Consider the following 23906-nt stretch of genomic DNA (forward strand, 5'->3'; position numbering starts at 1 on the left):
AAATGACTTCAACCGAGTCCAACAAGCCGTTAACCGAAGCGACCACTTTCATCAGCAAGTCCAAGTCTCGTGTTCGTGAAGGGCTGCCCTACCCCCTGGGCGCCACCTGGGACGGCTCCGGCGTGAACTTCGCCATCTTTTCCGCCAACGCCACCAAGGTGGAACTCTGTCTCTTCGACGACGAAGGCAAGGAAGAAATCGAGCGTATCGAACTGCCGGAATTCACCAACGAGATCTGGCACGGCTATCTGCCCGACGCCCGTCCCGGCACCCTCTACGGCTATCGCGTGCATGGCCCCTACGAGCCGCAGAATGGCCATCGTTTCAACCACAACAAGCTGCTGATCGATCCCTATGCCAAGCAGATCGTGGGCGAGCTGGAGTGGAACGACGCCCTGTTCGGCTACACCATCGGCCACCCCGATGGTGACCTGTCCTTCGACGAGCGTGACAGCGCGCCCTTCATGCCGCGCTGCCGCGTCATCGACCCCGCCTTCACCTGGGGCAACACCACCCACCCGCGCGTGCCGCGTGATCGCACCGTGTTCTACGAGACCCACGTCCGTGGCTACACCATGCAGCACCCGGCTGTCCCGGAAAGCGCCCGCGGCACCTTCTCCGGTCTGCAGGAAAGCGAGGTCATCGACTACATCAAGTCGCTCGGCATCACCTCCGTCGAACTGATGCCGATCCACTACTTCCTCGATGACAACCACCTGCTGGAAAAGGGTCTGAGAAACTTCTGGGGCTACAACACCCTGGCCTTCTTCGCCCCGCACTCGCGCTACATGGCCAGCCAGTCCATCGGCGAATTCAAGGTGATGGTCGCGCGCATGCACAACGCCGGCCTCGAGGTCATCCTCGACGTGGTCTACAACCACACCGCCGAAGGCAACGAGATGGGCCCGACCCTCTCGCTCAAGGGCATCGACAACGCCAACTACTACCGCCTGATGCCCGATGATGCGCGCTACTACATCAACGACACCGGCACCGGCAACACCCTGAACATGAGCCACCCCTGCGTGCTGCAGATGGTGACCGACTCGCTGCGCTACTGGGCCACCGAGATGGGCGTGGACGGCTTCCGCTTCGACCTGGCCACCATCCTGGGTCGCGAGCCGGACGGCTTCGACGAGGGCGGCGGCTTCCTGCACGCCTGCCGTCAGGACCCGATCCTGGCCGAGACCAAGCTCATCGCCGAACCCTGGGACTGCGGCCCTGGCGGCTATCAGGTGGGCAACTTCCCGCCCGGCTGGATGGAGTGGAACGACACCTTCCGCGACACCGCCCGTGCCTTCTGGAAGGGTGACGAGGACAAGATCGGCGACTTCGCGAAGATCTTCCTGGGCTCCGGCGACAAGTTCAATCGTCGCGGTCGCAAGCCCTATTCGTCCGTGAACTTCGTGACCGCCCACGATGGCTTCACCCTGGCCGATACCGTGTCGTACAACGACAAGCACAACGAGGCCAACGGCGAAGACAACAACGACGGTCACTCCCACAACCTGTCGTGGAACTGTGGCGCCGAAGGCGAGACGGACGATCCGGAAATCATCGAGCTGCGCTATCGCCAGATGCGCAACCTGCTGGCCACCCTCTTCCTCTCCCAGGGCACGCCGATGCTGCTGGCCGGCGACGAATTCGCCCGGACCCAGGGCGGCAACAACAACGCCTACTGCCAGGACAGCGAGATCGGTTGGGTCAACTGGGAGATCAGCGAGAAGAGCGCCGAACTGCAGGAATACGTGCGCAACCTGATCGACCTGCGTCGTCGCTATCCGCTGCTGCGTCGTAGCCGCTTCTTCACCGGCGCCTACAACGAGGAATTGGGCGTCAAGGACGTCACCTGGCTGCAACCCGGTGGCACCGAGATGGGCGACGAGCAATGGCAGGACGGCAGCAACAAGTGCATGGGCATCCTGCTCGATGGCCGGGCCCAACCGACCGGCATTCGTCGCAAGGGCGCGGATACCTCGCTGCTGATTCTGGTCAATGCTCATTATGACGTGGTGGATTTCACCCTGCCGGAAGTCCCCATGGGCGAGCATTGGTCCCTGCAGCTGGACACCAATCAGCCCGACCTGGATGCCGGCGACGTCTTCAACTTCGGAGACACCTATCAGGTCACCGGACGCTCGGTATTGCTGTTCGAGCTGACCCAGACCAAGCGGAGGAAGCGCCAGGCATGACGGACGCGCAACAGGGTTTTTCGTTCAAGGTCCTGACCATCAACACGCACAAGGGCTTCACGTCCTTCAACCGCAAGTTCATCTTGCCGGAATTGCGCGAGGCGGTGCGGACGGTGTCAGCGGACATTGTCTTCTTGCAGGAGGTGTTGGGTACCCACGAAAAGCACCCGTTGCGCTTCGAGAACTGGCCGGCGGCGCCGCAGTACGAGTTCCTGGCCGATTCCATGTGGACCGATTTCGCCTACGGGCGAAATGCGGTCTACCCGGATGGCCATCACGGTAATGCGGTGCTGTCGAAGTTTCCCATCGTAAGTTACGACAACTTCGACATTTCCATCGCCGGACCGGAAAAGCGCGGGATGCTGCACTGCGTCCTGCGTGTTCCGGATCAGGGTGTGGATCTGCACGTGATCTGCGTACACCTGGGATTGCGGGAAAAGCACCGCCAGATGCAGATGAAGCTGATCTGCGAACACATCAATTCCCTGCCCAGCGACGCTCCCGTCGTGGTGGCGGGGGATTTCAACGACTGGCGCCAGAAGGCCAACGACATCCTGGGCCAGGGCGCGGGCCTCGAAGAGGTGTTCATGAAGACCGCGGGGCGCCTGCCCAAGACCTTCCCGGCGAAGCGGCCCCTGCTCTGCCTGGATCGCATCTATACCCGTAACGTCAGTGTCGGGCGCCCACAGGTGCTGGGCAATCAGCCGTGGTCGCACCTTTCCGACCACGCTCCCCTGGCTGCGGACTTCCACCTATGAACTTCGAATGGCGGGACGGAAACCGCATCGCCTTGCTGGAAAACGGCGAGGACTTCTTTCCACGGGTCTTCGAGGCGATCCGCGAAGCCGAGCGCGAGGTGATCATCGAGACCTTCATCCTCTTTTACGACAAGGTCGGCAAGGCCTTGCAGGAGGAATTGGTCGCGGCGGCCAAGCGCGGTGTCCAGGTGGACATCACCGTGGATGCCTACGGCTCGCCGGACCTGCCGCAGGACTTCATCGACGAGATGGTCCATGCCGGGGTGCGCTTTCGCTACTACGATCCGCGCCCCCTGCTTATGGGCATGAGGACCAACCTCTTCCGCCGCCTACATCGCAAGATCGTGGTGGTGGACGCCCGCCTGGGTTTCATCGGTGGCATCAACTATTCCGCCGAGCACCTGGGCGACTTCGGGCCCGAGGCCAAGCAGGATTATGCCGTCGAGGTCGAAGGCCCCATCGTCGATGACATCCACCGCTTCGCCCGCGACGCCATCAACTCCCCCGAGGAGACCCACCGCTGGTGGGGTAAGCGCTCGCAGAAGCCGGCCGACAATCGCAATCCCGGCAATGCCCAGGCGCTGCTGGTGTTCCGTGACAACGACGAGCATCGTGCCGATATCGAAAAGCACTATCTGGAGATGCTGCGCAACGCCAAGCGCGAGGTGGTTATCGCCAATGCCTATTTCTTCCCCGGCTATCGGCTGCTCAGGGAGATGCGCAATGCGGCGCAGCGCGGCGTCCGCGTGGTGCTGATCGTCCAGGGCGAGCCGGACATGGCCATCGTCAAGGTCGGCGCCCAGATGCTCTACAACTACCTGGTCAAGGCCGGGGTGGAGATCTACGAATATTGCCTGCGCCCCCTGCACGGCAAGGTGGCGACCATGGACGAGCATTGGTCCACCGTGGGTTCGAGCAACCTCGACCCCCTGAGTCTCTCGCTCAATCTCGAATGCAACCTGATCTTCCACGACCATGCCTTCAACCGTGAATTGCGCGGTCGCCTGGAAACCCTGATCCAGAATCACTGCGAGCACGTCGACAGCAGCAAGGTGCCCAAGCGCACCTACTGGCACCTGGCCAAGACGATGCTGGTCTTTCACTTCCTGCGCCACTTTCCCGCCTGGGTCGGCTGGCTGCCCGGTCATACCCCCAAGATCGAACTGGTGAGTCCGCCGGTGCAGCCCGAGCTCGAAACCCAGGACCGGGTCGATTCCTCGATCTCAAGGTATCCGCAACGATGAGCAGCCACAGCGACACCCTGGACCACGCCGACGACGAGGCGGACCAGCAGGCCGCCGACAAACCGCAGAATAAGCACTGGGTCCTGGCCAAGAAGATTCTCACTTGGGTGTTCCTGATCGCGGTGGTGGTGCTGCTGGTGATCTATGCCCGCAAGGTCGACTGGGGCGAAGTCTGGAAGGTCTTTACCGGCTACAAGTGGACCACCCTGGCCATGGCCGGCGGCCTGGTGGTGCTGTCCTACATCATGTATGGCTGCTACGACCTGATCGGGCGCGCCTATTGCGGCCACAAGCTGGTCAAGCGTCAGGTGTTTCTGGTGTCCTTCATTTGCTACGCCTTTACCCTGACCCTAAGCACCTGGGTCGGCGGCATCGGCATGAGGTATCGCCTCTACTCGCGGCTGGGCCTGTCCAGCGGCACCATCACCCGGATCTTTTCCCTGAGCATCGCCACCAACTGGCTGGGGTATGTCCTGCTCGCCGGCGGCATCTTCGTCAGCGGCGTGGTGGACATGCCGCCGAACTGGTTCGTCGGTGATACCACCTTGCGACTGATCGGCTTTGGTCTGCTGGCCTTCATCGTTTTCTACCTGGGCGTCTGCGCCTTCGCCAAGCAGCGCGAATGGACGGTGCGCAAGCAGCGCCTCGCCTTGCCCTCGCTGCGCATGGCCTGCCTGCAGCTGCTGGTGTCCTCGATCAACTGGATGGCCATGGCCGCCATCGTCTACCTGTTCTTGGGCCGTCAGGTGGACTATCTGCATGTGCTCGGCGTATTGCTGCTGTCCAGCATCGCCATGGTCATCGTGCATATCCCGGCCGGGGTCGGGGTGCTGGAGACGGTGTTCATCGCCCTGCTGGCCAACGACGGCCTCTCCCAGGGCAAGATCATCGCCGCCCTGCTCGGCTACCGGACGCTGTACTTCATCGTCCCGCTGCTGATTGCCGCCGTGCTCTACTTCGCCCTGGAGAGCCGCGCCAAGAAGCTCAAGGTCAGCAACGACCGCCGCGAAGAACGCAAGCAGCAGGAAAAGCACGCCACCTAGGGCGTGCCCTATCGGTTGTTGGGCTGGTGCATGGAGATCAGCCGGTAGAACAGCACACGCCCGCCCTCGGTGGCGGGCCCTTCCCCATCGCGCAAGCGGGCGCCCGCCTTGAAATACAGGTGATGGCTGCTCCAGGCGCTGTCCAGTTGCAGACCCAGATCTCCGTTGCGTGAACCGGCGCCATGGGCGCGTACAGTGAGCACTCCGGTACGCGCCAGCTTGATGTCATAACTGAAGCGACTGTTGAGCGGCAGATGCTCCAGCAGGATGACGTCCTTGGGACTGTCGGTGGGGCTTTCCCGCAACCGGGCGATGAGCTGGCCCTGCTCGACCTGCCCCTTGCCAGTGGCCGCGCTTTCCACTCGATAGACCAGTTGCAACAGCGCCTGGGACGCTTCCGGCGCGGCGGTCTGGTCCTCGATCTGGCTGATGATGACCTCGGGTCGTGAGGGCACCTGCTGCACCGCCGCTTCGGCCTGCAGCAGCGCATCGGCCTCGCGATATTTCCAGGCATAGGCGCTGCCGTCCGGACGCGTTTCGCGCAACTCGGTGGCGGGATAGCTGTAGAAGGGTTGCGGGGTTCCGGTCACGGGGACCCAGAACAGCAGCGACCCTCCCTCACCACGCACGAGATAGGGGCTGCGAAAGGCGCTGCTGTTGAGTTCGGCGGTCTGTACCTGGGCCACCGGCATGGGTACGGGAACCGTCAGATTCCATTCGGCGAGATCGATCATGGTGCTCTCGGTTGCCAGATGCCTGACAAGCATCGCCCAGAACGGGGATGCCTGTCAGCGCAGCGCGTCCCTTGCGAGACGCTCCCGGATCAGCCCTGCGGCTTGAACACAAGCACACCGAGGGGTGGCAACTGCAGATTCAGCGAGGCTGGCTGACCATGGGCGCCGATCTCCTCGGCGTTCACCCCACCGCCGTTGCCCAGGTTGGAACCACCGTAGCGCTCGGCGTCGCTGTTGAAGATCTCCTGCCAATGGCCCAGCGACGGCACGCCCACCCGGTAGTCATGCCGCGGTACCGGCGTGAAGTTGGCGATCACCAGCAAGGGCTGCTGCTGGGCGTCCTTGCGCAGCCAGGCGAAGACGCTGTTGCCATTGTCGTCGCCGACCACCCAGTCGAAACCCTCGGGCAGGTGATCGCGCTCGTGCAGCGCCGGCTCATAGCGATAGAGCTGGTTGAGATCGGCCAGCAACTGCTGCACACCGCGGTGAGTGCCGTGCTCCAGCAGGAACCAGTCCAGCTCGCGGTCATGACTCCACTCGCGCCACTGGCCGAATTCGCAGCCCATGAACAGCAGCTTCTTGCCTGGGTGGGTCCACATGAAGCTCAGGTAGGTGCGCAGATTGGCGAACTTCTGCCAGACGTCGCCCGGCATCTTCTCGATCATCGAGCCCTTGCCGTGCACCACCTCGTCGTGGGAGATGGGCAACATGAAGCGCTCGGACCAGGCGTACACCAGGCCAAAGGTCATCTGGTGGTGATGGTACTGGCGATAGACCGGGTCCTCTTCTACGTAGTGGAGGGTGTCGTTCATCCAGCCCATGTTCCACTTGAAGTCGAAACCCAGGCCACCTTCGCTGACCGGTGCGCTCACACCCGGCCAGGACGTGGATTCCTCGGCGATCACCAGCGCACCCGGCGCTTCCTCGTGGACCACCTCGTTGAGGTGCCGCAGGAAGGCGATGGTTTCCAGGTTCTCGCGACCACCATGGATGTTGGGGATCCACTCGCCGTGCTTGCGCGAATAGTCGCGGTAGAGCATGGAAGCCACGGCATCCACCCGCAGGCCGTCGATGTGGAAATGCTTGAGCCAGTGCATGGCCGAGGCCAGCATGAAACCGTGCACCTCGTGACGTCCAAGGTTGTAGATGTAGGTGTTCCAGTCCTGGTGGAAGCCTTCGAAGGGATGCTCGTATTCATACAGCGCGGTGCCGTCGAAGCGGGCCAGGCCGTGTTCGTCGGTGGGGAAATGCGCCGGTACCCAGTCGAGGATGACGCCGATGTCGGCCTGGTGGCAGGCATCGACGAAGGCGGCGAAATCCGCCGGGGTGCCGAAGCGCGAGGTGGGCGCGAACTGGCCCAACGGCTGGTAACCCCAGGAACCGCTGAAGGGGTGCTCCATGATCGGCAGCAGCTCGATATGGGTGAAGCCCATCTCGCGGACATAGGGAATCAGGCGCTCGGCCAATTCGCGCCAGTTGTACTGACGCCCTTCGTCACCACCTTCGCGGCGCCAGGACCCGGCGTGCAGTTCATAGACCGAAATCGGCGCTTCCACGCCCTGCAGCTCGCGACGGCGGGCCATCCAGTCCTGGTCGTGCCAGGTGAAGGGCTTGTTGTCGGCCACCACCGAGGCGGTGCGCGGCGGCAACTCCGCGGCCAGGGCAATGGGATCGGCCTTGAGCGGCAATACGCCGTGCTGGCCGAGGATCTCGTACTTGTAGGCCGTGCCGACCGGCAGGCGCGGCACGAACAGCTCCCAGACGCCGCTGTTGGCGCGCAGGCGCATGGGCAGGCGGCGCCCGTCCCAGCTGTTGAAGTCGCCGACCACCGAGACGCGGCGGGCATTGGGTGCCCAGACCGCGAAGCGCACGCCCTCCACGCCGTCGACCTGGCAGCGCTGGGCGCCAAAGGTCTCGCCGAGGTTGCGGTGGCGGCCTTCGTTGAACAGATAGAGATCGGTCTCCCCCAGCAGCAAACCGAAGGAATAGGGATCCTCGGTCTCCTGCACGCCGCTGGGCCAGCGGATGACCAGCTTGTAGGGCGCGGCGTATTCCAGCCGCGTGACGAACAGCCCGGGCACCCGCCCCGGCTGCATCTGGGCCAGGGGCCGGCCGCTGACGCGATCGACCAGCTCCACGCCCAGGGCGTTGGGGAGGAAGGCGCGGACGATCACGCCCTCGCCATCGGGATGGGGACCGAGCACGGCGAAGGGATTGCCGTGCTCGCCGCGGGCCAGCGACTCGGCTTCGGCAGCCGAGAGCCGGGCGTCGTCCAGGGGAGCGACGAGAGCGGTGTTGTGATCGGTCATGCGCGGGCTCCGGACAAGAGGGTCTCGACGATGGCAGCGACGCCACGTAGCGGGATGTTGATCCAGGTGGGTCGGTTGGCAGCCTCGTAGCCTATCTCATACACCGCCTTCTCCAGGCTGTAGAGATCCAGCGCCGCCTGCTCGCCGCGCTCGCCCCACTGGTGGCCAATACCGGCCGCCGCCGCGCGATAGCCTTCCAGGAAGGCCGCGTACGAGGCATTGCGATAGGTCTCCGCCGCCTTGGCACGCAGCTGCAGATGCTCTTCCGAGGTATCGGCGCCGGCGTTGCTCGACTGGGTGATCATGGCCGCCGCGTAGTCGAAGGAGCGGAGCACCCCGGCCACGTCCTTGTGCGGACCGTACTTGCCGCGCCGCTCTTCCAGCGACCGCGCCGGCTCGCCTTCGAAGTCGATGAGGATGGCGTCGTCCTGGGCCACCAGCACCTGACCCAGGTGCAGATCGCCATGGACACGGATGCGCATACCGCCTTCGACATCAGCCGCCAAAGCCTCGATGCGCTTGGCCAGGGCTTCGCGCTTGCCGACCAGGCCCTGCAGCAGCTCCTTGCCGGTGGCATCGAGCTTGTCGCTCATGCCCTGCAGGGTGTCCAGGGCACCGTCCACCTGGACGCGAACGCGATGCGCCAGGTCCTTGGCCGCCTGGGCGTCCACGATTTCGGGGGCGAAGGCCGCGTCTTCGGTGGGCTGCGCCAGCACCCGATGCATCTCGCCCAGGCGCTTGCCCAGTACGCCGGCGAAGGCCGCCAGATCGCCCATGGCGGTGAACTCGTTCTCCACGTCGGAGATGCCGCCGCTGAGCAGATCGCGGGTGACGCGATCCAGACCGTCCAGACTCCAGGTCCAGGCATCGCCCTGGTTGTGGATGTGCTGCTGCACCAGCATCAGCACATGCGGGGTGCCATCCGGCGCGATGCGCTGGGCCACGGCATGGGTCGCGGCGATGTTGGCGAAGCCGGCCTGGGCCAGGTAGCGCCCCATCTCAACTTCCGGATGGATGCCCGGTGCCACCTTGCGGATCAGCTTGAGCATCAGGTGGTCGCCGACGATCAGCGAGCTGTTGGACTGCTCGACGCCCAGGTGCTTGATCTCGATGTCCGGATCCAGCGCGAAGTCCTCGGGCTGGTCATAGACCTCGAAGCTCAGCTCGCCGGACGGCGAAGCGATCTTGGCGCCCTTGCGGAAGGCGTCGAACACGCCGTGGACGAAGCTGGTCAGGGCGAAGGCATCGGTCACCAGGCCCACGCGCCGCACGTGGCGGATGCGCGACAGGGCCAGCTGGGTGGCCAGCGGACTGCAATGCTGGTCCTCTTCGGCGAGGAAGCCCAGGGGCAGCGCATAGCGCTCTTCGCCCTTGGCATTGGTCACTACCACTTCGCTGAACATCACCGGCAGCTTGGGCGTGTTGATCTGGGCCGCATAGTCCAGGCGCACGCTGGTGATGGCTTCGTCCTTGGAACCGAACCAGCGCCGCTTGGGCAGATAGACCGGCAGCACCTCTTCGAAGATGCGGCGCGGCTCACCCTCCAGCAATTCCTGCAGGTGCCGCTTGATGACCACCGTCTGGTAGTCGGGCATCGGCGCCGGCGGTTCGGTGTGCCAGGCGGGCATCTGCTCGTTGCCGGCCAGGTAGAACCAGTAGAAGCCATAGGGCGGCAGGGTCAGCATGTAGGGCAGCTGGCCGATGGGCGGGAAGGCGCTGCCACCGATCATCTCCACCGGCACCTGACCGGCGAAGCTGGACAGATCCAGTTCCACCGCCTGGGCGGCGCGGGAGACGTTGGCCACGCAGAGGATGGTCTCGTGCTCGCCCTGGGCGTTAGTGAAATCACGCAGGTACGCCAGGATGCGTCTGTTGGTGGGCGACAGCATCTTCAGGGTGCCGCGACCGAAGGCCTTCTGCTGCTTGCGCACGGCCAGCATGCGCCGCGTCCAGTTGAGCAGCGAATGGGGATCGCGCGACTGGGCCTCGACGTTGATCGCCTGGTAGCCATAGAGCGGATCCATGATCGACGGCAGCACCAGGCTGGCTGGGTCGGCGCGGGAGAAGCCGCCGTTGCGGTCGACCGACCACTGCATCGGGGTACGCACGCCGTCGCGGTCGCCCAGGTGGATGTTGTCACCCATGCCGATTTCGTCGCCGTAGTACATCGTCGGGGTGCCGGGCATCGACAGCAGCAGGCTGTTGAGCAGTTCGATACGCCGACGGTCGCGCTCCAGCAGGGGCGCCAGGCGACGACGGATGCCGAGGTTGATGCGTGCGCGGCGATCCGAGGCGTAGTAGTTCCAGAGATAGTCCCGCTCGCGGTCGGTCACCATCTCCAGGGTCAGTTCGTCGTGGTTGCGCAGGAAGATCGACCACTGGCAGTTGGCCGGGATCTCCGGGGTCTGGCGCAGGATGTCGGTGATGGGAAAGCGGTCTTCCTGGGCGATGGCCATGTACATCCGCGGCATCAGCGGGAAGTGGAAGGCCATGTGGCATTCGTCGCCATCGCCGAAGTACAGCTGGGTGTCTTCCGGCCACTGATTGGCCTCGGCCAGCAGCATGCGGTCGGGGTAGTTGGCGTCGATCTCGGCGCGGATTTCCTTGAGTACCGCGTGGGTCTCCGGCAGGTTCTCGTTGTTGGTGCCGTCGCGTTCCACCAGGTAGGGGATGGCGTCCAGACGCAGGCCATCGACGCCCATGTCCAGCCAGTACCTCATGATGGAGATGACCGCCTTCATCACCTGGGGATTGTCGAAGTTCAGGTCCGGCTGGTGCGAATAGAAGCGGTGCCAGAAGTATTGGCCGGCGACCGGGTCCCAGGTCCAGTTGGACTTCTCGGTGTCGAGGAAGATGATGCGGGTGCCGTCGTACTTCTGGTCGTCATCGGACCAGACGTAGAAGTTGCGCGCCGCCGAGCCCTTCTTGGCGCGGCGGGCACGCTGGAACCAGGGATGCTGGTCGGAGGTGTGGTTGATGACCAGTTCGGTGATCACCCGCAGGCCACGGGCATGGGCCTCGGCGATGAAGCGCTTGGCATCGGCCATGGTGCCGTAGTCGGGATGGATGCCGCGGTATTCGGCGATGTCGTAGCCGTCGTCGCGCCGTGGCGAGGGATAGAACGGCAGCAGCCAGATGGTGTTGACGCCCAGGCTGGCGATGTAGTCGAGCTTCTCGATCAGGCCGGGAAAGTCGCCGATGCCATCGTTGTTGGAGTCGAAGAACGACTTCACGTGCACCTGATAGATGACCGCGTCCTTGTACCAGAGCGGATCGTCGATGAAGGCAGCGGGTTTGCGGGAACGAGCTTTATTGGATTTTGCCATGTCGTCAGGTCCTTAACAGGGCGTCTGAATCGAATGCGTGTACCGGTCGTCCTTGCCGCCCGGCAGTGATGACGGCCGGGCCAGGCGGTGCGGAGCTGTCCGCACCGCCTGGCCCGCGCCGCCCGAGGTAGCGCTAGTGGCCCGCCTGGATGCGCCAGATGCCGAAGGGCATCGACGGCTCCAGGCGCGTCCACTGGGTCTTGCCGTGCCAGGCCCAGCGGTGCCCGGTCATGAGGTCCTCGCCGTAGGTGGTGGCGTGATCGTCGAGACCCAGCTCCCACAGCGGCAGTTCGAAATGGCCTTCCTGGGCGTTGAAGGGATCCAGGTTGACAGCGATCAGGATGAAGTTGCCCAGGTCGTCGGTGCGCTTGCCGAAATAGAGGATCTGGTCGTTCCAGCAGTTGTAGATCTTCAGCCCTAGGTGGGTCTGCAGCGCGGGGTTCTGCCGGCGGATGCGGTTGAGCTGGGCGATCTCGCCCATGATGTTGCCCGGGGCATAGAAATCACGCGGGCGCAGCTCGTATTTCTCCGAATCCAGGTACTCCTCCTTGCCCGGCGTGAGCGGAGCGCCCTCGCAGAGTTCGAAGCCGGCGTACATGCCCCAGAGGCCGGAGCCCATGGTGGCCAGGGCGGCGCGGATCAGGAAACCGGGCCGGCCGCTAGTCTGCAGGAAGCCCGGATTGATGTCCGGCGTGTTGACGAAGAAGTTCGGCCGGTAGCAGTCACGCAGCGGGGGTTCGTTGAGCTGGGTGAAATACTCGGTCAGCTCGGCCTTGGTGTTGCGCCAGGTGAAGTAGGTGTAGCTCTGGCTGTACCCGACCTTGCCCAGGCGCGCCATCATGGCCGGCTTGGTGAAGGCCTCGGCGAGAAACATGACATCGGCGTCGCGACCGCGGATGTCCGCGATCAGCCATTCCCAGAACGGCAGCGGCTTGGTGTGGGGGTTGTCGACGCGGAAGATCTTCACGCCCTGCTCGACCCAGTGCCAGACCACGTCGCGCAGCGCCAGCCAGAGATCCGGCACGGCATCCTTGGCGTAGAAATCGACGTTGACGATATCCTGGTACTTCTTCGGCGGATTCTCCGCATAGCGCATGGAGCCGTCCGGCCGCCAGGAGAACCAGCCCGGATGCTCCTTGAGCCAGGGGTGGTCCGGCGAGCATTGGATGGCGAAGTCCAGGGCGATCTCCAGGCCATGGTCGGCGGCGGCCGCCACCAAGGCGCGGAAGTCGTCCAGGGTCCCCAGCTCCGGGTGCACGGCGTCATGGCCACCATCCGGGCTGCCGATGGCATAGGGACTGCCCGGCTGGTCCGCGCCCGCCCCCAGGGTATTGTTCTTGCCCTTGCGGTGGGCCAGGCCGATCGGATGGATCGGCGGGAAATACAGCACATCGAAGCCCATGTCGCGCACGCGCGGCAACTCGCCGATCACGTTGCGGAAGGTGCCGTGACGCTGGGGATCGTCGGTGATGGAGCGCGGAAAGAGTTCGTACCAGCTGGCGAATTCGGCGCGCAGGCGCTCGATGTCCAGCGGGTATTCGATGCTGTGGGTCAGGTGAACATAGGCATCCACCGGTGCCATGGCCTGGCTGGCCTCGCCGGCCAGGAGCACGGCGACCTTGTCGCCTTCGCTGCCGGCCTGGTCCAGTCGCTGCAGCAGCGCCTCCAGCGGGCCGCGCTGCTCACCTTCGGCGCGGGACAGGGCCTGCTCGACATGGATGCGGCCTTCCTGCAATTCCAGGTTCAGCCCGACACCCGCGGCGTATTTCTTCTCGATTTCGTAGCGATAGGTACCCCAGACGTCCCACCAGGCCTGGACCACGAATTCGTAGCGACCCACCGCGGGCGGCGTGAAGCGGCCGCGCCAGAGATCGTTGGTTTCCAGGGTCAGGGGAGCCTGTTGCCAGTTCTCCTCGCCCTCCTGACGCCAGAGCACGCTGGCGGCCAGCTTGTCGTGGCCATCGGCGAAGATCTTGGCGGTCACCTCGACGACGCGCCCGGCGATGCCCTTGGCGGCGAACTGGCCATTGTCCACGGCCGGCGTGACCGACTCTATGGCGATGCGCGGGGTCTGGGCAGCGGTAGCGGGATCGAGGGAAAGCGTGGAAAAAGAACCGGGGAGATCGGTGTTCGACATCGAGCCTGACTCCATCTTGAGACGCGTGAAAGGTCGCAACGCGCCGGCGCTGCGACCTTGGTCATGAACCCGCTACTGCTTGGCTTGCCGCCAAAGAGGCCCGGCTGGCCGAACCCCTCAAGGGAATCGGTAACCCGTAGTGACACCCCTAGGGATGCCACTCCAGACAGCCGCGGCTCTACTGCAACCGGAAGCACTCACGCGGGTGTGTCTGAAAGAGTCTGAGCGCCGGTAGCGCGCAAAAGTTCAGCCAAACCGCAATGGCCGACAGGCACGGAAAATCAGCAAAAGTCCTTTTATATCATTTGCTTGGAGCACGTATATGAAGCGAATTCCAAATTAGAGACCGCCGCCTCGATGCTGGTTGAAGAGCACCGAAGCGCACATCACGATGACGATCACCCTAAAGGCTGCATTCGAGAAATCACGTGAGAAACTATATATAACCCGTTGATTTCAATGAAAAGGCGTATAGGGGAGATTGCGCTTGTGGGCGCTACGCCGGTAGGTATTGAGGATGATCTCTAGGGTGGCCGGGCTCACCGCCTTGCCTTCCAGGAAATCGTCGATCTCGGCGTAGGTGATGCCAAAGGCGTCTTCGTCGGCCTTGCCGGGCGACAGGGACTCCAGATCGGCGGTCGGCACCTTGTGCACCAGCTCGTTGGGAGCGCCCAGCCATTCGGCCACCGCCCGCACCCGCCGCTTGTTGAGACCATGCAGGGGGGTGAGATCGCAGGCGCCGTCACCGAACTTGGTATAGAAGCCCATCAGGGCCTCCGCCGCGTGGTCGGTGCCTATCACCAGACCCCGGCGCGCGCCGGCCACCGCGTACTGGGCGATCATGCGCTGGCGCGCCTTGATGTTGCCCAGGGTGAAATCCTCGTGCAGTTCGTCATCGAAGGCCACGCGGGCCTCGCGCACCGAGGCGAGCATGGCGTCGCTGGCCGGCTTGATGTTGACGGTGTGGGTCTCGTCGGGCTGGATGAATTGCAGGGCGCGCTGGGCATCCGCCTCGTCACGCTGCACGCCATAGGGCAGGCGCATGGCGATGAACCTGAGGCGCGCATTGCCGCTCTCCTCGCGCGCCCGCTCCACCGCCAGCTGGGCCAGGCGACCGGCGGTGGAGGAATCCACGCCGCCACTGATGCCCAGCACATAGCTTTCCTGGCGGCTATTCAGCAGATAGTCCTTGAGAAACTGGATGCGCCGCTCCGCTTCCTCGGCCGGATCGAAATGCTCGGGTACCTGCAGGGCCTGGATGATGTCGCGCTGAAGGGCTTCGGTCATCGGGCGTTCTCCTCTGATTCGCGTTCGAGACGTTGATGATAGGGCACTACGGCGCCGAGGCTGTGCCGGGCCGCCGCCAGCTGCACAGCCTCACGGTCGCCGGAAAAATGCTGGGTTTCAGAATAGAGCACGATGTCGTCACCGACGCGGTAGCCCCAGGCGAAACAGACGGTTCCCTGTGGAATGCCGTCCGCCCCACCCGGTCCGGCCAGCCCGGTATTGGCGATGGCCACCTGGGCCGGACTGTCGCGCAAGGCGCCGGCGGCCATCTCCCGCGCCACCTCCTCGCTGGTGAGATTGTGCCGCTCGATGGTTTCCGGCCTGACGCCCAGCAGGCGCTGCTTGGCCTCGGGCGAATAGACGACGTAACCGGATTCGATGCAGCTGCCGCTGCCGGGTATCTCCGACAACAATCCCACCACCTTGCCGGCCGTGCAGGATTCGGCCGTGGTGAGTTGCAGTTCGCGTGTCTTGAGATAGTCCAGCATGGACTCGATTTCGTTCATGAGTGCCTGTCCCCAAAAGCGGTTCTCCTCCGTTGGAAGAACGGCGAAATGGGGAAGTTCTCGGGTCAGTTGCCGGGTATTTTCTAGGTCGGCGGGGGTATCGATGTCGCGATGGATACCGGCGTCCGCCACCTCCCGCTCTAGCACCGCACCCTCGCGCAGGAGCCGTTTCGCTCCCTCGTCGCCCGCGAGTTCGCTCAGCGCAGCGGCAAAATTCCGACCAAAGAGCACGGGATGGCCGCGCCGGCCCTGGTGAGTCGGGACGACGATGCGCTCGGGATGCTGCAGTTCCAGCAGCTGGCGGGCCGTGGCGGGCTGCACGAAGGGCATGTCGCCCAGGGCGACCAGCCAGCCGGATGCGTCGGGCGTCCTTCGCACCGCCGCGGCCAGGCTGTCGCCCATGCCGGTGGTGGGCAGGCTGAGTACCGCCAGCCCTTCCTGCCGCGCCAGCGCGGCGCGCCAGGGGGCGCTGTCCGAGACCACGGCCAGGCACGGCAGACCCAGGCCTCGCCACAGTCGAAAGGTCGCCTGCAACACCGTCAGCTCGGACGGCCCGGGCAAGGTGGCCTGCAGTTTGTCGCCGCCGCCGGCGGCGCGGAACCGGCTGCCGGCACCCGCCGCGAGGATCAGCACCTGAATGCCGGGCATCCCTAGGCGACCTGCTCCACCGCCACCAGGGCGCGCTTCTTCTGGGTCAGGGCGATGCCGTTCTTGACCGCCACCACCTCCGCCAGCAGCGACAGGGCGATCTCTGGCGGCGTGTGACTGCCGATGTGCAAGCCGATGGGGCCGTGCAGGCGATTGATCGCCGCCACCGGCACGTCCAGCTGCAGCAGCCGCTCGCGCCGCCGGTCGTTGTTGCGCAGCGAACCCAGGGCGCCGACATAGAAGGCGTCGGATTGCAGCGCCGTGAGCAGTGCCAGGTCATCCAGCCGGGGGTCGTGGGTCAGGGCCACTACCGCGGTGCGCTCGTCCGGGCGGATCGCCAGCACGGCGTCGTCCGGCATGCCCGGGATGAAACGCGCCTGGCGCGTCTCCCAGCCCTGACGGAATTCCTCGCGGGGATCGCAGACCAGCACCTCGAAGTCGAGCATGGCGGCCATGTCGGCGACATAGAGCGACAGCTGACCGGCGCCGATCAGCAGCAGTCGCCAGCGCGGTCCGTGCACCAGGCGCAGGCAGTGCTCGTCCAGGGCGACCGGCTCGTCGCGGGTGGTGCTGGAAATCCGCACCTCGCCCGTCGCCAGGTCCAGCTCACGTAGGGCCAGTTCATGGCCGTCGCAGCGTTGCAGCAGTTGCTCGACCCAGCGCCAGTCACCGACCTGCTCCTGGACCAGGCGCAGGGTGCCGCCGCAGGGCAACCCGAAACGGGCGGCTTCGTCACCCGAGACGCCATAGGTGATGACCTCCGGGCGCTTGCCGGCGAACTGGCCGGCGTGCAGCCGGGCGATCAGGTCGTCCTCGATGCAGCCACCGGACACGGAGCCGCAGACCTGGCCGTCGTCGCGCAAGGCCAGCATGGCACCCGGCGGCCGCGGCGAGCTGCCCCAGGTCTGGACCACGGTGAACAGGCTGACGCCATGGCCGGCCTGTCGCCAGGCCAGGGTCATGCGCAAAACTTCTTGATCGACACTGTCCACGCCCTGCTCCTCTCTACCTTGCACCTGCGACGGCAAAATCGTCGTTCCGGGGGTAGAACCCAACAGCGGAGCGGGGTTCCCCAGGGCGGAACCCGGTGGATCGCCGGCCTATCCATAGGGGACACCCCAAGAGGAGAACGTCCATGCCCCGCTCGATCTGGAAAGGCGCCGTCAGCTTCGGCCTGGTGCACATCCCCGTGTCGGTCGTCTCGGCGACCCGGCAATCGGGCATCGACTTCGACTGGCTGGACGAGCGCAGCCTCGATCCGGTGGGCTACAAGCGCATCAACAAGACCACTGGCAAGGAGGTGCCCAGCGAGCACATCGTCAAGGGCATCGAGCACGGCAAGGGCAAGTACGTGGTGCTCAGCGAAGACGAGATCCACAACGCCCTGCCCGAGGCTACCCGCACCATCGACATCCTCACCTTCGTCGAGGCGCGGGAGATCTCCATCCTGCACTTCGAAAAGCCCTACTACCTGGCGCCGGACAAAAACGGCGAAAAGGTCTATGCCCTGCTCCGCGACACCCTGAGCGCAGCCGGCAAGGTGGGCGTGGCCAACCTGGTGATGCACTCCAAGCAGCACCTGGCGGTGATCATGCCGCTGGGCGACGCCCTGGTGCTCAACACCCTGCGCTGGGCCGACGAGGTACGGTCCGCGGAAGACGTCGGACTCGAGGGGCTGGACGCCAAGGTCAGCAAGAAGGAAGTGGACATGGCCCAGCGCCTGGTGGACGACATGACCGAGCAATGGGACCCGGAGCAGTACCACGACACCTTCAAGGACAACGTCATGGCGCTGGTGGAGCGCAAGCTCAAGGACGGCAAGCTCGAAGCCGTCGCCGAGGAGCCCGAAGCCGAGGACAGCGGCGCCGACGTCATCGACCTCACCGAATTGCTGCGTCGCAGCCTGGGTGGCAAGAAGGACAAGGCCAAGGAGGTGCCCAAGTCCAAGAGCTCCGGCCGTTCGACCACCCGGCGTAGCCCTGCCGCCAGTCGCACCCGCAAGGCCAAGTGAGGAGCGCCGCCATGGCCAGCTCGACCAGCGAATACAACCGCAAGCGCAACTTCGACATCACCGCCGAGCCGCGTGACGAGGGCAGCTCCCGCCGGCGCAAGGCCAAGGGGGCCCTGAGCTTCGTCATCCAGAAGCACGACGCGCGCCGCCTGCACTATGACTTTCGCCTGGAGCTGGATGGCACCCTCAAGAGCTGGGCAGTGCCCAAGGGTCCCAGCCTCGATCCCGGCGAAAAGCGCCTGGCGGTGCAGGTGGAGGACCACCCCCTCGCCTACGGCAGTTTCGAAGGCAGCATTCCCGAAGGCCAGTACGGCGCCGGCGATGTCATCGTCTGGGATCGTGGCGAGTGGGAGGCGGATGGCGATGCCGCCGAAGGCTATGCGGCGGGCAAGCTCAAGTTCGAACTCAGGGGCGAAAAGCTCCGTGGCCATTGGACCCTGGTACGCACCCGCTTGCGGGGTCATAGCGACAAGCCCCAGTGGCTGCTGATCAAGGAACGCGATGATCACGCGCGGGATAGCGCCGACTACGACATCACCGTGGCCGCGCCTGACAGCGTACTGAGCGACAAGACCCTGCCGCGTCTGGCCAAGGGCACCAAGATCAAGGAAGCCAAGGCCTCCACCCAAGCGGCAAGTCCCAAGGCGTCAGCGCGCAAGGCCATCGCCAAGGCCCGCAAGGCCGACCTGCCGGCGACCCTGGAGGCCCAGCTGGCGACCCTGGTCGACAGCCCACCGGCGGGAGACTGGCTGTACGAGGTGAAATACGACGGCTATCGCCTGCTCGCCCATATCGAGGGAAGCGAGGTGAGTCTGTTCACCCGCAGTGGCAACGACTGGACCGAGCGCCTGCCGGACCAGGCCAAGGCGCTCGCCGCCCTCGCTCTCGACAATGCTTGGCTAGACGGCGAGATCGTGGTCAACGACACCAGTGGGGTCTCCAGCTTCCAGGCCTTGCAGAATGCCTTCGAAACCGGCGAGGACACCCGCATCACCTACTACCTCTTCGATCTGCCCTATCTCAACGGCGCGGATTTGCGCGAGGTCCCGGTCGAGCAGCGCCGTGAGTTGCTGGGCAAACTGCTGGAGAACAGTAACGAGAGCGACCTGCTGCGCTTTTCCGCGGCCTTTGAGGTACCAGCCGATCGCATCCTGGCCAGCGCCTGCGAACTCGGCCTGGAGGGCGTGATCGGCAAGCGCCTGGGCAGCCCCTATCGCTCGCGACGCAACAAGGACTGGATCAAGCTCAAGTGCGCCCACCGCCAGGAATTCATCATCGTCGGCTACACCCCGCCCAAGGGCGGCCGCCAGCACCTGGGTGCGCTGCTGGTGGCGCTGCATGACGACCAGGGCCAGCTGCACTATGCCGGCAAGGTCGGTACCGGCTTCACCGCGGCCCTGCTCAAGCAGCTGCACGCCCGCTTCCAGCCGCTGATCGTCGATCAGCCGCCGGTGGTGGATCCACCCAGGGGCGCCGCCTATCGCGAAGTGACCTGGCTGCGGCCCGAGCAGCTGTGCGAGATCGCCTATGCCGAGCTCACCCAGGAGCGCATCGTCCGCCAGGGCGTCTTCCACGGCCTGCGCGACGACAAGCCAGCCGAGGGCATCGGCCTGGAAGAGGCGACACCAGCCCGCGAGGCCGAGGCGCCGCGCCCGTCCGCCGCACGCCGCCCGTCTACGGGCAAGCAGCAGGACGCCAGCGTCGCCGGGGTGCGCATCAGCCATCCCGAACGGGTCATCGACGAGGCCAGCGGCGCGCGCAAGCTCGACATCGCCGGCTATTACGCCGCCGTCGCCGACTGGATCCTGCCGCACCTAGCCGACCGGCCCGTAGCGCTGGTCCGGACGCCCGAGGGCATCGCCGGCGAGCAGATCTTCCAAAAGCACAAGCAGACCCTGGCGATCCCCCATATCCGCGAACTCGATCCGGCGCTGGATCCAGGCCATGCGCCCCTGATGGTCATCGACAGTCGCGAGGCGCTCATCGGTGCGGCGCAGATGGGCACGGTGGAGCTCCATACCTGGAATGCCACCGCCGACCGCATCGACCGGCCCGATCGCTTCATTCTCGATCTCGACCCCGATCCCGCCCTGCCTTGGTCGCGCATGCTGGAGGCGACGGGGCTGGTGCTGACCCTGCTCGACGAGCTGGAGCTGCAGGCCTTCGTCAAGACCAGCGGCGGCCGCGGCCTGCACCTGGTGGTGCCGCTGGATCGGCGCCAGGACTGGGACACCGTCAAGGCCTTTGCCCAGGCGGCGGCCCAGCACCTGGCCAACACCCTGCCCAAGCTCTTCGCCGCCAAGATGGGCGCCCATAATCGCCAGGGGAAGATTTTCGTCGACTACCTGCGCAATCGCCATGGCGCCACCACGGTCAGCGCCTTTTCCCTGCGCGCCCGTCCTCACCTCGGCGTTTCGGTGCCCGTGGCGCGCGACGAGCTTAACGATCTGCAGGGCAGCGACCAATGGCGCTTCGATTCCCTCCTGCAACGCCTCGAAGGGCTCAAGGACGATCCCTGGGCCGGGTACGCCAGGGTGCGTCAAAGCCTCACGGCGACGCGGCGCAAACGGCTGGGGGTCGCCTAACGACGCGCCTGCCGTCGGCCAGCGTACCGCCTGAGCGAAACCCCTTATCGCTGCCCGTGGTCTGCACTAACGAGCGTTGTCGTGGACAGCGCCGTCGCCAGCCACGGGATGGAGCCGATGTCGATCGATCTGGATAGCCTCCAGGACACCCTGGACGAGTGGACCTATGACGAGGTCACTCCCGCACTGCTGCAACACCGACTCCAGATTCTCAACCAGCGCGGTCTCGACCGCCTGCCCTTGCCCGGCCAGGGTCAAACCCTGGACCGTTGGCGCGCCCTGGCGCAGGTCGCTCATCATGACCTGGGCCTGGTCAAGCTGTACGAAGGCCACACCGATGCCCTGGCCATCCTGAGCGAACTGGATGGCTATGTGCCCCCCGAAAGCCTTTGGGGCGTCTGGGCCGCCGAGCCGCCGGACGCCCGCCTGCTGGTGCGCTACAGCGCCGACGGCATGGTCACCCTGCACGGCCGCAAGTCCTGGTGCTCCGGTGCCTCCCTGGTCAGCCATGCGCTGGTCACCGCTTGGATGGACGACCATCCGATGCTGGTGGCGGTGGAAATGAAGCAACCCGGCGTCGAGGTCACCCAGGACGGCTGGCGGGCCATCGGCATGCAGCACACGGGCAGCGTCGACGTGCTGTTCGATGGTGCTGCCGGCGTGCTGGTCGGCGCGCCCGGTCGCTACCTGCACCGCCCCGGCTTCTGGCATGGCGGCGGCGGCATCGCCGCCTGCTGGTATGGCTCCGCCACCGCCCTGGCCGACACCCTGCGCGCTCACTGCAAGCGTCATCGCGAACCCCATGCCCTCGCTCACCTGGGCCACGTGGACGCCGCCCTGCTCGGCGCCGCCACCGCCCTGCGCCAGGCCGCCGAATGGCTGGACCTCAACCCCGAGGCGGACGCTCGTTATCCCGTCTGCCAGCTGCGGGCCCTGGTCGAGCAGTGCGCCGAAATCGTCATCCGCCATACCGGCCGCGCCTTTGGCGCCGCGCCGCTGTGCCGTGACGCCTATTGCGCCCGCCACATGGCGGACCTGCCCGTCTACCTGCGCCAGAGTCACGCCGAACGTGACCTGGCGGTGCTGGGTGACCTCAATCTGCTGGAGGGTGCCCCTTGGCAACTGTAGGCGATCGTCAGATTCAAGGAGCCGGCACCGCGCCCGAGGCATGGCTGCAGTGGTCCGGCTTCGCCGAGATGCCGGCAATCGAGGCCTCGCAACTGGTCCCGCCCGGCCATCGCGCCGTGATCGTCGCCCCGCACCCGGACGACGAGATCTTGGGCTGCGGCGGTCTGCTCTGCCAATTGGGTGAGCTGGGACGTCGTCTGGCACTGGTGGCGGTCACCGACGGCGATGGCAGCCATCCGCAATCCACCCTCTGGCCGGCCACCCGCCTGCGCAACACCCGTCCGCTGGAGACCCGCGAAGCCCTGCGTCGTCTGCGTCTGGAGCGCGCCACCGTGACCCGCCTGGCGATACCGGATGGCCAGGTGAGCGAGCAGGAAGCCGCCCTGCAGCAGCGGCTGGTGGAAATCCTCACGCCGGAAGACGTGGTCTTCGCCACCTGGCGGCTGGATGGCCATCCCGATCACGAGGCGACCGGCCGCGCCACGGTGGAGGCGTGCCGCCTACGCGGGGCCCGCTGCATCGAAGTGCCGGTCTGGACTTGGCACTGGGCCGCCCCGGGCGATCCGCGCGTGCCCTGGGAGCGGGCGCGGCGCCTGGATCTGGAGGAAGACGTCCTGGCGCTCAAGAAGCGCGCGGTGAATGCCTTCGGCAGTCAGCTGACCGAGGACGCCAGCACGGGACAGGGCCCCATCCTGCCGCCCGCGGTAGTGGCCCGTCTCACCCGTGCCTGGGAGGTCTATCTGACGTGACCGTCTCCATGAGCTATTTCGATTCGCTGTATGCCAGCAGCGATGACCCCTGGGACTACCGCCATCGCTGGTACGAAGCCCGCAAGCGCGACCTGACCCTGGCCATGCTCCCGCACCGCCGTTACAGCCACGGCTATGAGCCTGGCTGCTCCACCGGTGAGCTGTCCCGGCGGCTGGCCGAGCGCTGCGAACGGTTGCTGGTCAGCGACGGCAATGCCTCGGCGGTCGCCACTGCCAGCGAGCGCTTGGCCGACCAGCCCCATGTCGAGGTACGGCACGCGTTCTTGCCAGACGCCTGGCCCGCGGGCGCCTTCGATCTCATCGTCATCAGTGAGATCGGCTATTACCTCGGTGAGGACGGCCTGGCTGCCCTGCTGGATCGCGCCCACAGTGCGCTGCTACCGGGCGGCGTGCTGCTTGGCTGTCACTGGCGCCATCCCATCGAAGGCTGCGCCCTGACCGGCGACCAGGTTCATGCGCGCATGGCCGCCCTGCCCGGCCTGCATCGTCTGAGCCACCTCGAAGAATCCGATTTCCTCCTCACCCTCTGGTCTTCCGACCCCACCTCCGTCGCCCGCCGGGAGCAGCTTCTATGATAGGTGCCGTGATACCCGCTCATAACGAAGAGCAACACGTCGAACGCTGCCTGCAATCGGTCCTGCGCGCCGCGCGGCATCCAGCCCTGCTGGGGGAACCCGTCGAGGTCGTCATCGTGCTGGACAGCTGCACCGACGGCACCGCCGACATCGTTCGCCGGCTGCCGGTCACCGCCCTGGAAGTCTGGGCCTGCAACGTCGGCCTGACCCGGGCGACCGGCGCTGCCCACCTGATTCAGCTGGGCGCCCGCTGGCTGGCCTGCACCGATGCCGACTCCGAGGTGGCGCCGGACTGGTTCGCCGCCCAGCTCGCCTACGGCGCCGATGCCGTCTGTGGCGTGGTGGAGGTGGACGACTGGACCCCGCATTCCCCCGGCCTGAGAGCGCGCTATGAGGCGGCCTATCACGACCGTGAAGGCCATCAGCATATCCACGGCGCCAACTTCGGCATCTCCACGGCAGCCTATCTCCAGGCAGGCGGCTTTCCTTCCATGACCGTGGACGAGGACGTGACCCTGGTCACCGCGCTCAAGACCCAGGGCGCGCGCATCGCCTGGAGCAACAGCGTGCGGGTGCGCACCAGCTCCCGCCTGGACTGCCGGGCCCGTGGTGGTTTCGGTGACTACCTGAGCCTGCTCGGCGCCACGGCCTGA

At 65.5% G+C, this 23906-nt stretch carries 17 protein-coding genes and 1 pseudogene; 10 read left to right on the plus strand and 8 right to left on the minus strand.

The features are described from left to right. Positions 1 to 2: 2 nt before the first annotated feature. Genes glgX through CFE50_RS18090 form a run of 4 tightly spaced genes read left to right on the plus strand, consistent with a single transcriptional unit; the run spans position 3 to position 5237 of the window. Positions 3 to 2192 carry a glycogen debranching protein GlgX gene (gene glgX / locus CFE50_RS18075; protein WP_223855432.1) on the plus strand — a complete coding sequence of 730 codons (2190 nt, stop codon included), beginning with the start codon at positions 3 to 5 and terminating at the stop codon, positions 2190 to 2192. After that, entirely contained in the window at positions 2189 to 2950 is a 762-nt protein-coding gene (locus CFE50_RS18080; protein ID WP_007161821.1) for an endonuclease/exonuclease/phosphatase family protein, read from the plus strand. The genes glgX and CFE50_RS18080 overlap by 4 nt, the downstream gene beginning before the upstream one ends. Then, positions 2947 to 4194: a cardiolipin synthase ClsB gene (gene clsB / locus CFE50_RS18085; protein WP_286736514.1), complete on the plus strand. Its 1248-nt coding sequence runs from the start codon at positions 2947 to 2949 to the stop codon at positions 4192 to 4194. The genes CFE50_RS18080 and clsB overlap by 4 nt, the downstream gene beginning before the upstream one ends. After that, positions 4191 to 5237 carry a lysylphosphatidylglycerol synthase transmembrane domain-containing protein gene (locus CFE50_RS18090; RefSeq protein WP_037007058.1) on the plus strand — a complete coding sequence of 349 codons (1047 nt, stop codon included), beginning with the start codon at positions 4191 to 4193 and terminating at the stop codon, positions 5235 to 5237. The genes clsB and CFE50_RS18090 overlap by 4 nt, the downstream gene beginning before the upstream one ends. Before the next feature lie 8 nt (positions 5238 to 5245). Here CFE50_RS18090 and CFE50_RS18095 read toward each other — a convergent pair whose 3' ends face one another. The 8 genes and pseudogenes from CFE50_RS18095 to CFE50_RS18130 all read right to left on the minus strand — a co-directional run bounded on the left by CFE50_RS18095 (position 5246) and on the right by CFE50_RS18130 (position 17176). Then, positions 5246 to 5971 carry a polysaccharide lyase family 7 protein gene (locus CFE50_RS18095; protein WP_286736517.1) on the minus strand — a complete coding sequence of 242 codons (726 nt, stop codon included), beginning with the start codon at positions 5969 to 5971 and terminating at the stop codon, positions 5246 to 5248. Between the two features lie 89 nt (positions 5972 to 6060). Beyond that, a complete protein-coding gene (gene glgB / locus CFE50_RS18100) occupies positions 6061 to 8280 on the minus strand; it encodes a 1,4-alpha-glucan branching protein GlgB (protein ID WP_286736519.1) in 2220 nt (739 codons plus the stop codon). Beyond that, positions 8277 to 11606 (minus strand): maltose alpha-D-glucosyltransferase, encoded by a 3330-nt coding sequence (gene treS / locus CFE50_RS18105; protein WP_286736521.1) that lies wholly within the window; start codon positions 11604 to 11606, stop codon positions 8277 to 8279. The genes glgB and treS overlap by 4 nt, the downstream gene beginning before the upstream one ends. Before the next feature lie 133 nt (positions 11607 to 11739). Continuing rightward, positions 11740 to 13743 (minus strand): alpha-1,4-glucan--maltose-1-phosphate maltosyltransferase, encoded by a 2004-nt coding sequence (locus CFE50_RS18110; RefSeq protein WP_286736524.1) that lies wholly within the window; start codon positions 13741 to 13743, stop codon positions 11740 to 11742. Positions 13744 to 14199: 456 nt separating this feature from the next. Next, complete coding sequence (gene nadE / locus CFE50_RS18115; protein ID WP_286736526.1) at positions 14200 to 15030, minus strand: NAD(+) synthase; 831 nt, start codon at positions 15028 to 15030, stop codon at positions 14200 to 14202. Continuing rightward, positions 15027 to 15536, minus strand: coding sequence for a CinA family protein (locus CFE50_RS18120; protein ID WP_241809709.1), 510 nt, complete (start codon positions 15534 to 15536; stop codon positions 15027 to 15029). The genes nadE and CFE50_RS18120 overlap by 4 nt, the downstream gene beginning before the upstream one ends. Positions 15537 to 15701: 165 nt before the next feature. Beyond that, positions 15702 to 16184, minus strand: a pseudogene (locus CFE50_RS18125) (nucleotidyltransferase family protein); the annotation flags it as partial. Between the two features lie 2 nt (positions 16185 to 16186). Further along, positions 16187 to 17176, minus strand: coding sequence for an XdhC family protein (locus CFE50_RS18130; RefSeq protein WP_286736529.1), 990 nt, complete (start codon positions 17174 to 17176; stop codon positions 16187 to 16189). Positions 17177 to 17319: 143 nt separating this feature from the next. On the opposite strand from CFE50_RS18130, the gene ku reads away from it, so the two are divergent. From ku to CFE50_RS18160, 6 genes are all read left to right on the plus strand, one after another. Next, positions 17320 to 18195 carry a non-homologous end joining protein Ku gene (gene ku, locus CFE50_RS18135; RefSeq protein WP_286736532.1) on the plus strand — a complete coding sequence of 292 codons (876 nt, stop codon included), beginning with the start codon at positions 17320 to 17322 and terminating at the stop codon, positions 18193 to 18195. An 11-nt stretch (positions 18196 to 18206) separates the two neighbouring features. After that, positions 18207 to 20780 (plus strand): DNA ligase D, encoded by a 2574-nt coding sequence (gene ligD, locus CFE50_RS18140; RefSeq protein WP_286736534.1) that lies wholly within the window; start codon positions 18207 to 18209, stop codon positions 20778 to 20780. A 117-nt stretch (positions 20781 to 20897) separates the two neighbouring features. Continuing rightward, a complete protein-coding gene (locus CFE50_RS18145; protein WP_502694716.1) occupies positions 20898 to 21908 on the plus strand; it encodes an acyl-CoA dehydrogenase family protein in 1011 nt (336 codons plus the stop codon). Next, positions 21896 to 22657 carry a PIG-L deacetylase family protein gene (locus CFE50_RS18150; RefSeq protein WP_286736538.1) on the plus strand — a complete coding sequence of 254 codons (762 nt, stop codon included), beginning with the start codon at positions 21896 to 21898 and terminating at the stop codon, positions 22655 to 22657. The genes CFE50_RS18145 and CFE50_RS18150 overlap by 13 nt, the downstream gene beginning before the upstream one ends. Further along, complete coding sequence (locus CFE50_RS18155; protein ID WP_241809929.1) at positions 22654 to 23253, plus strand: class I SAM-dependent methyltransferase; 600 nt, start codon at positions 22654 to 22656, stop codon at positions 23251 to 23253. Before CFE50_RS18150 ends, CFE50_RS18155 begins: the two co-directional genes overlap by 4 nt. Next, on the plus strand, positions 23250 to 23906 hold the full coding sequence (locus CFE50_RS18160; protein WP_058790194.1) for a glycosyltransferase family 2 protein: 657 nt from the start codon (positions 23250 to 23252) through the stop codon (positions 23904 to 23906). The genes CFE50_RS18155 and CFE50_RS18160 overlap by 4 nt, the downstream gene beginning before the upstream one ends.

It is taken from the genome of Pseudomonas sp. PGPPP4 (genome assembly GCF_002256045.1).
Classification (GTDB): domain Bacteria; phylum Pseudomonadota; class Gammaproteobacteria; order Pseudomonadales; family Pseudomonadaceae; genus Chryseomonas; species Chryseomonas oryzihabitans.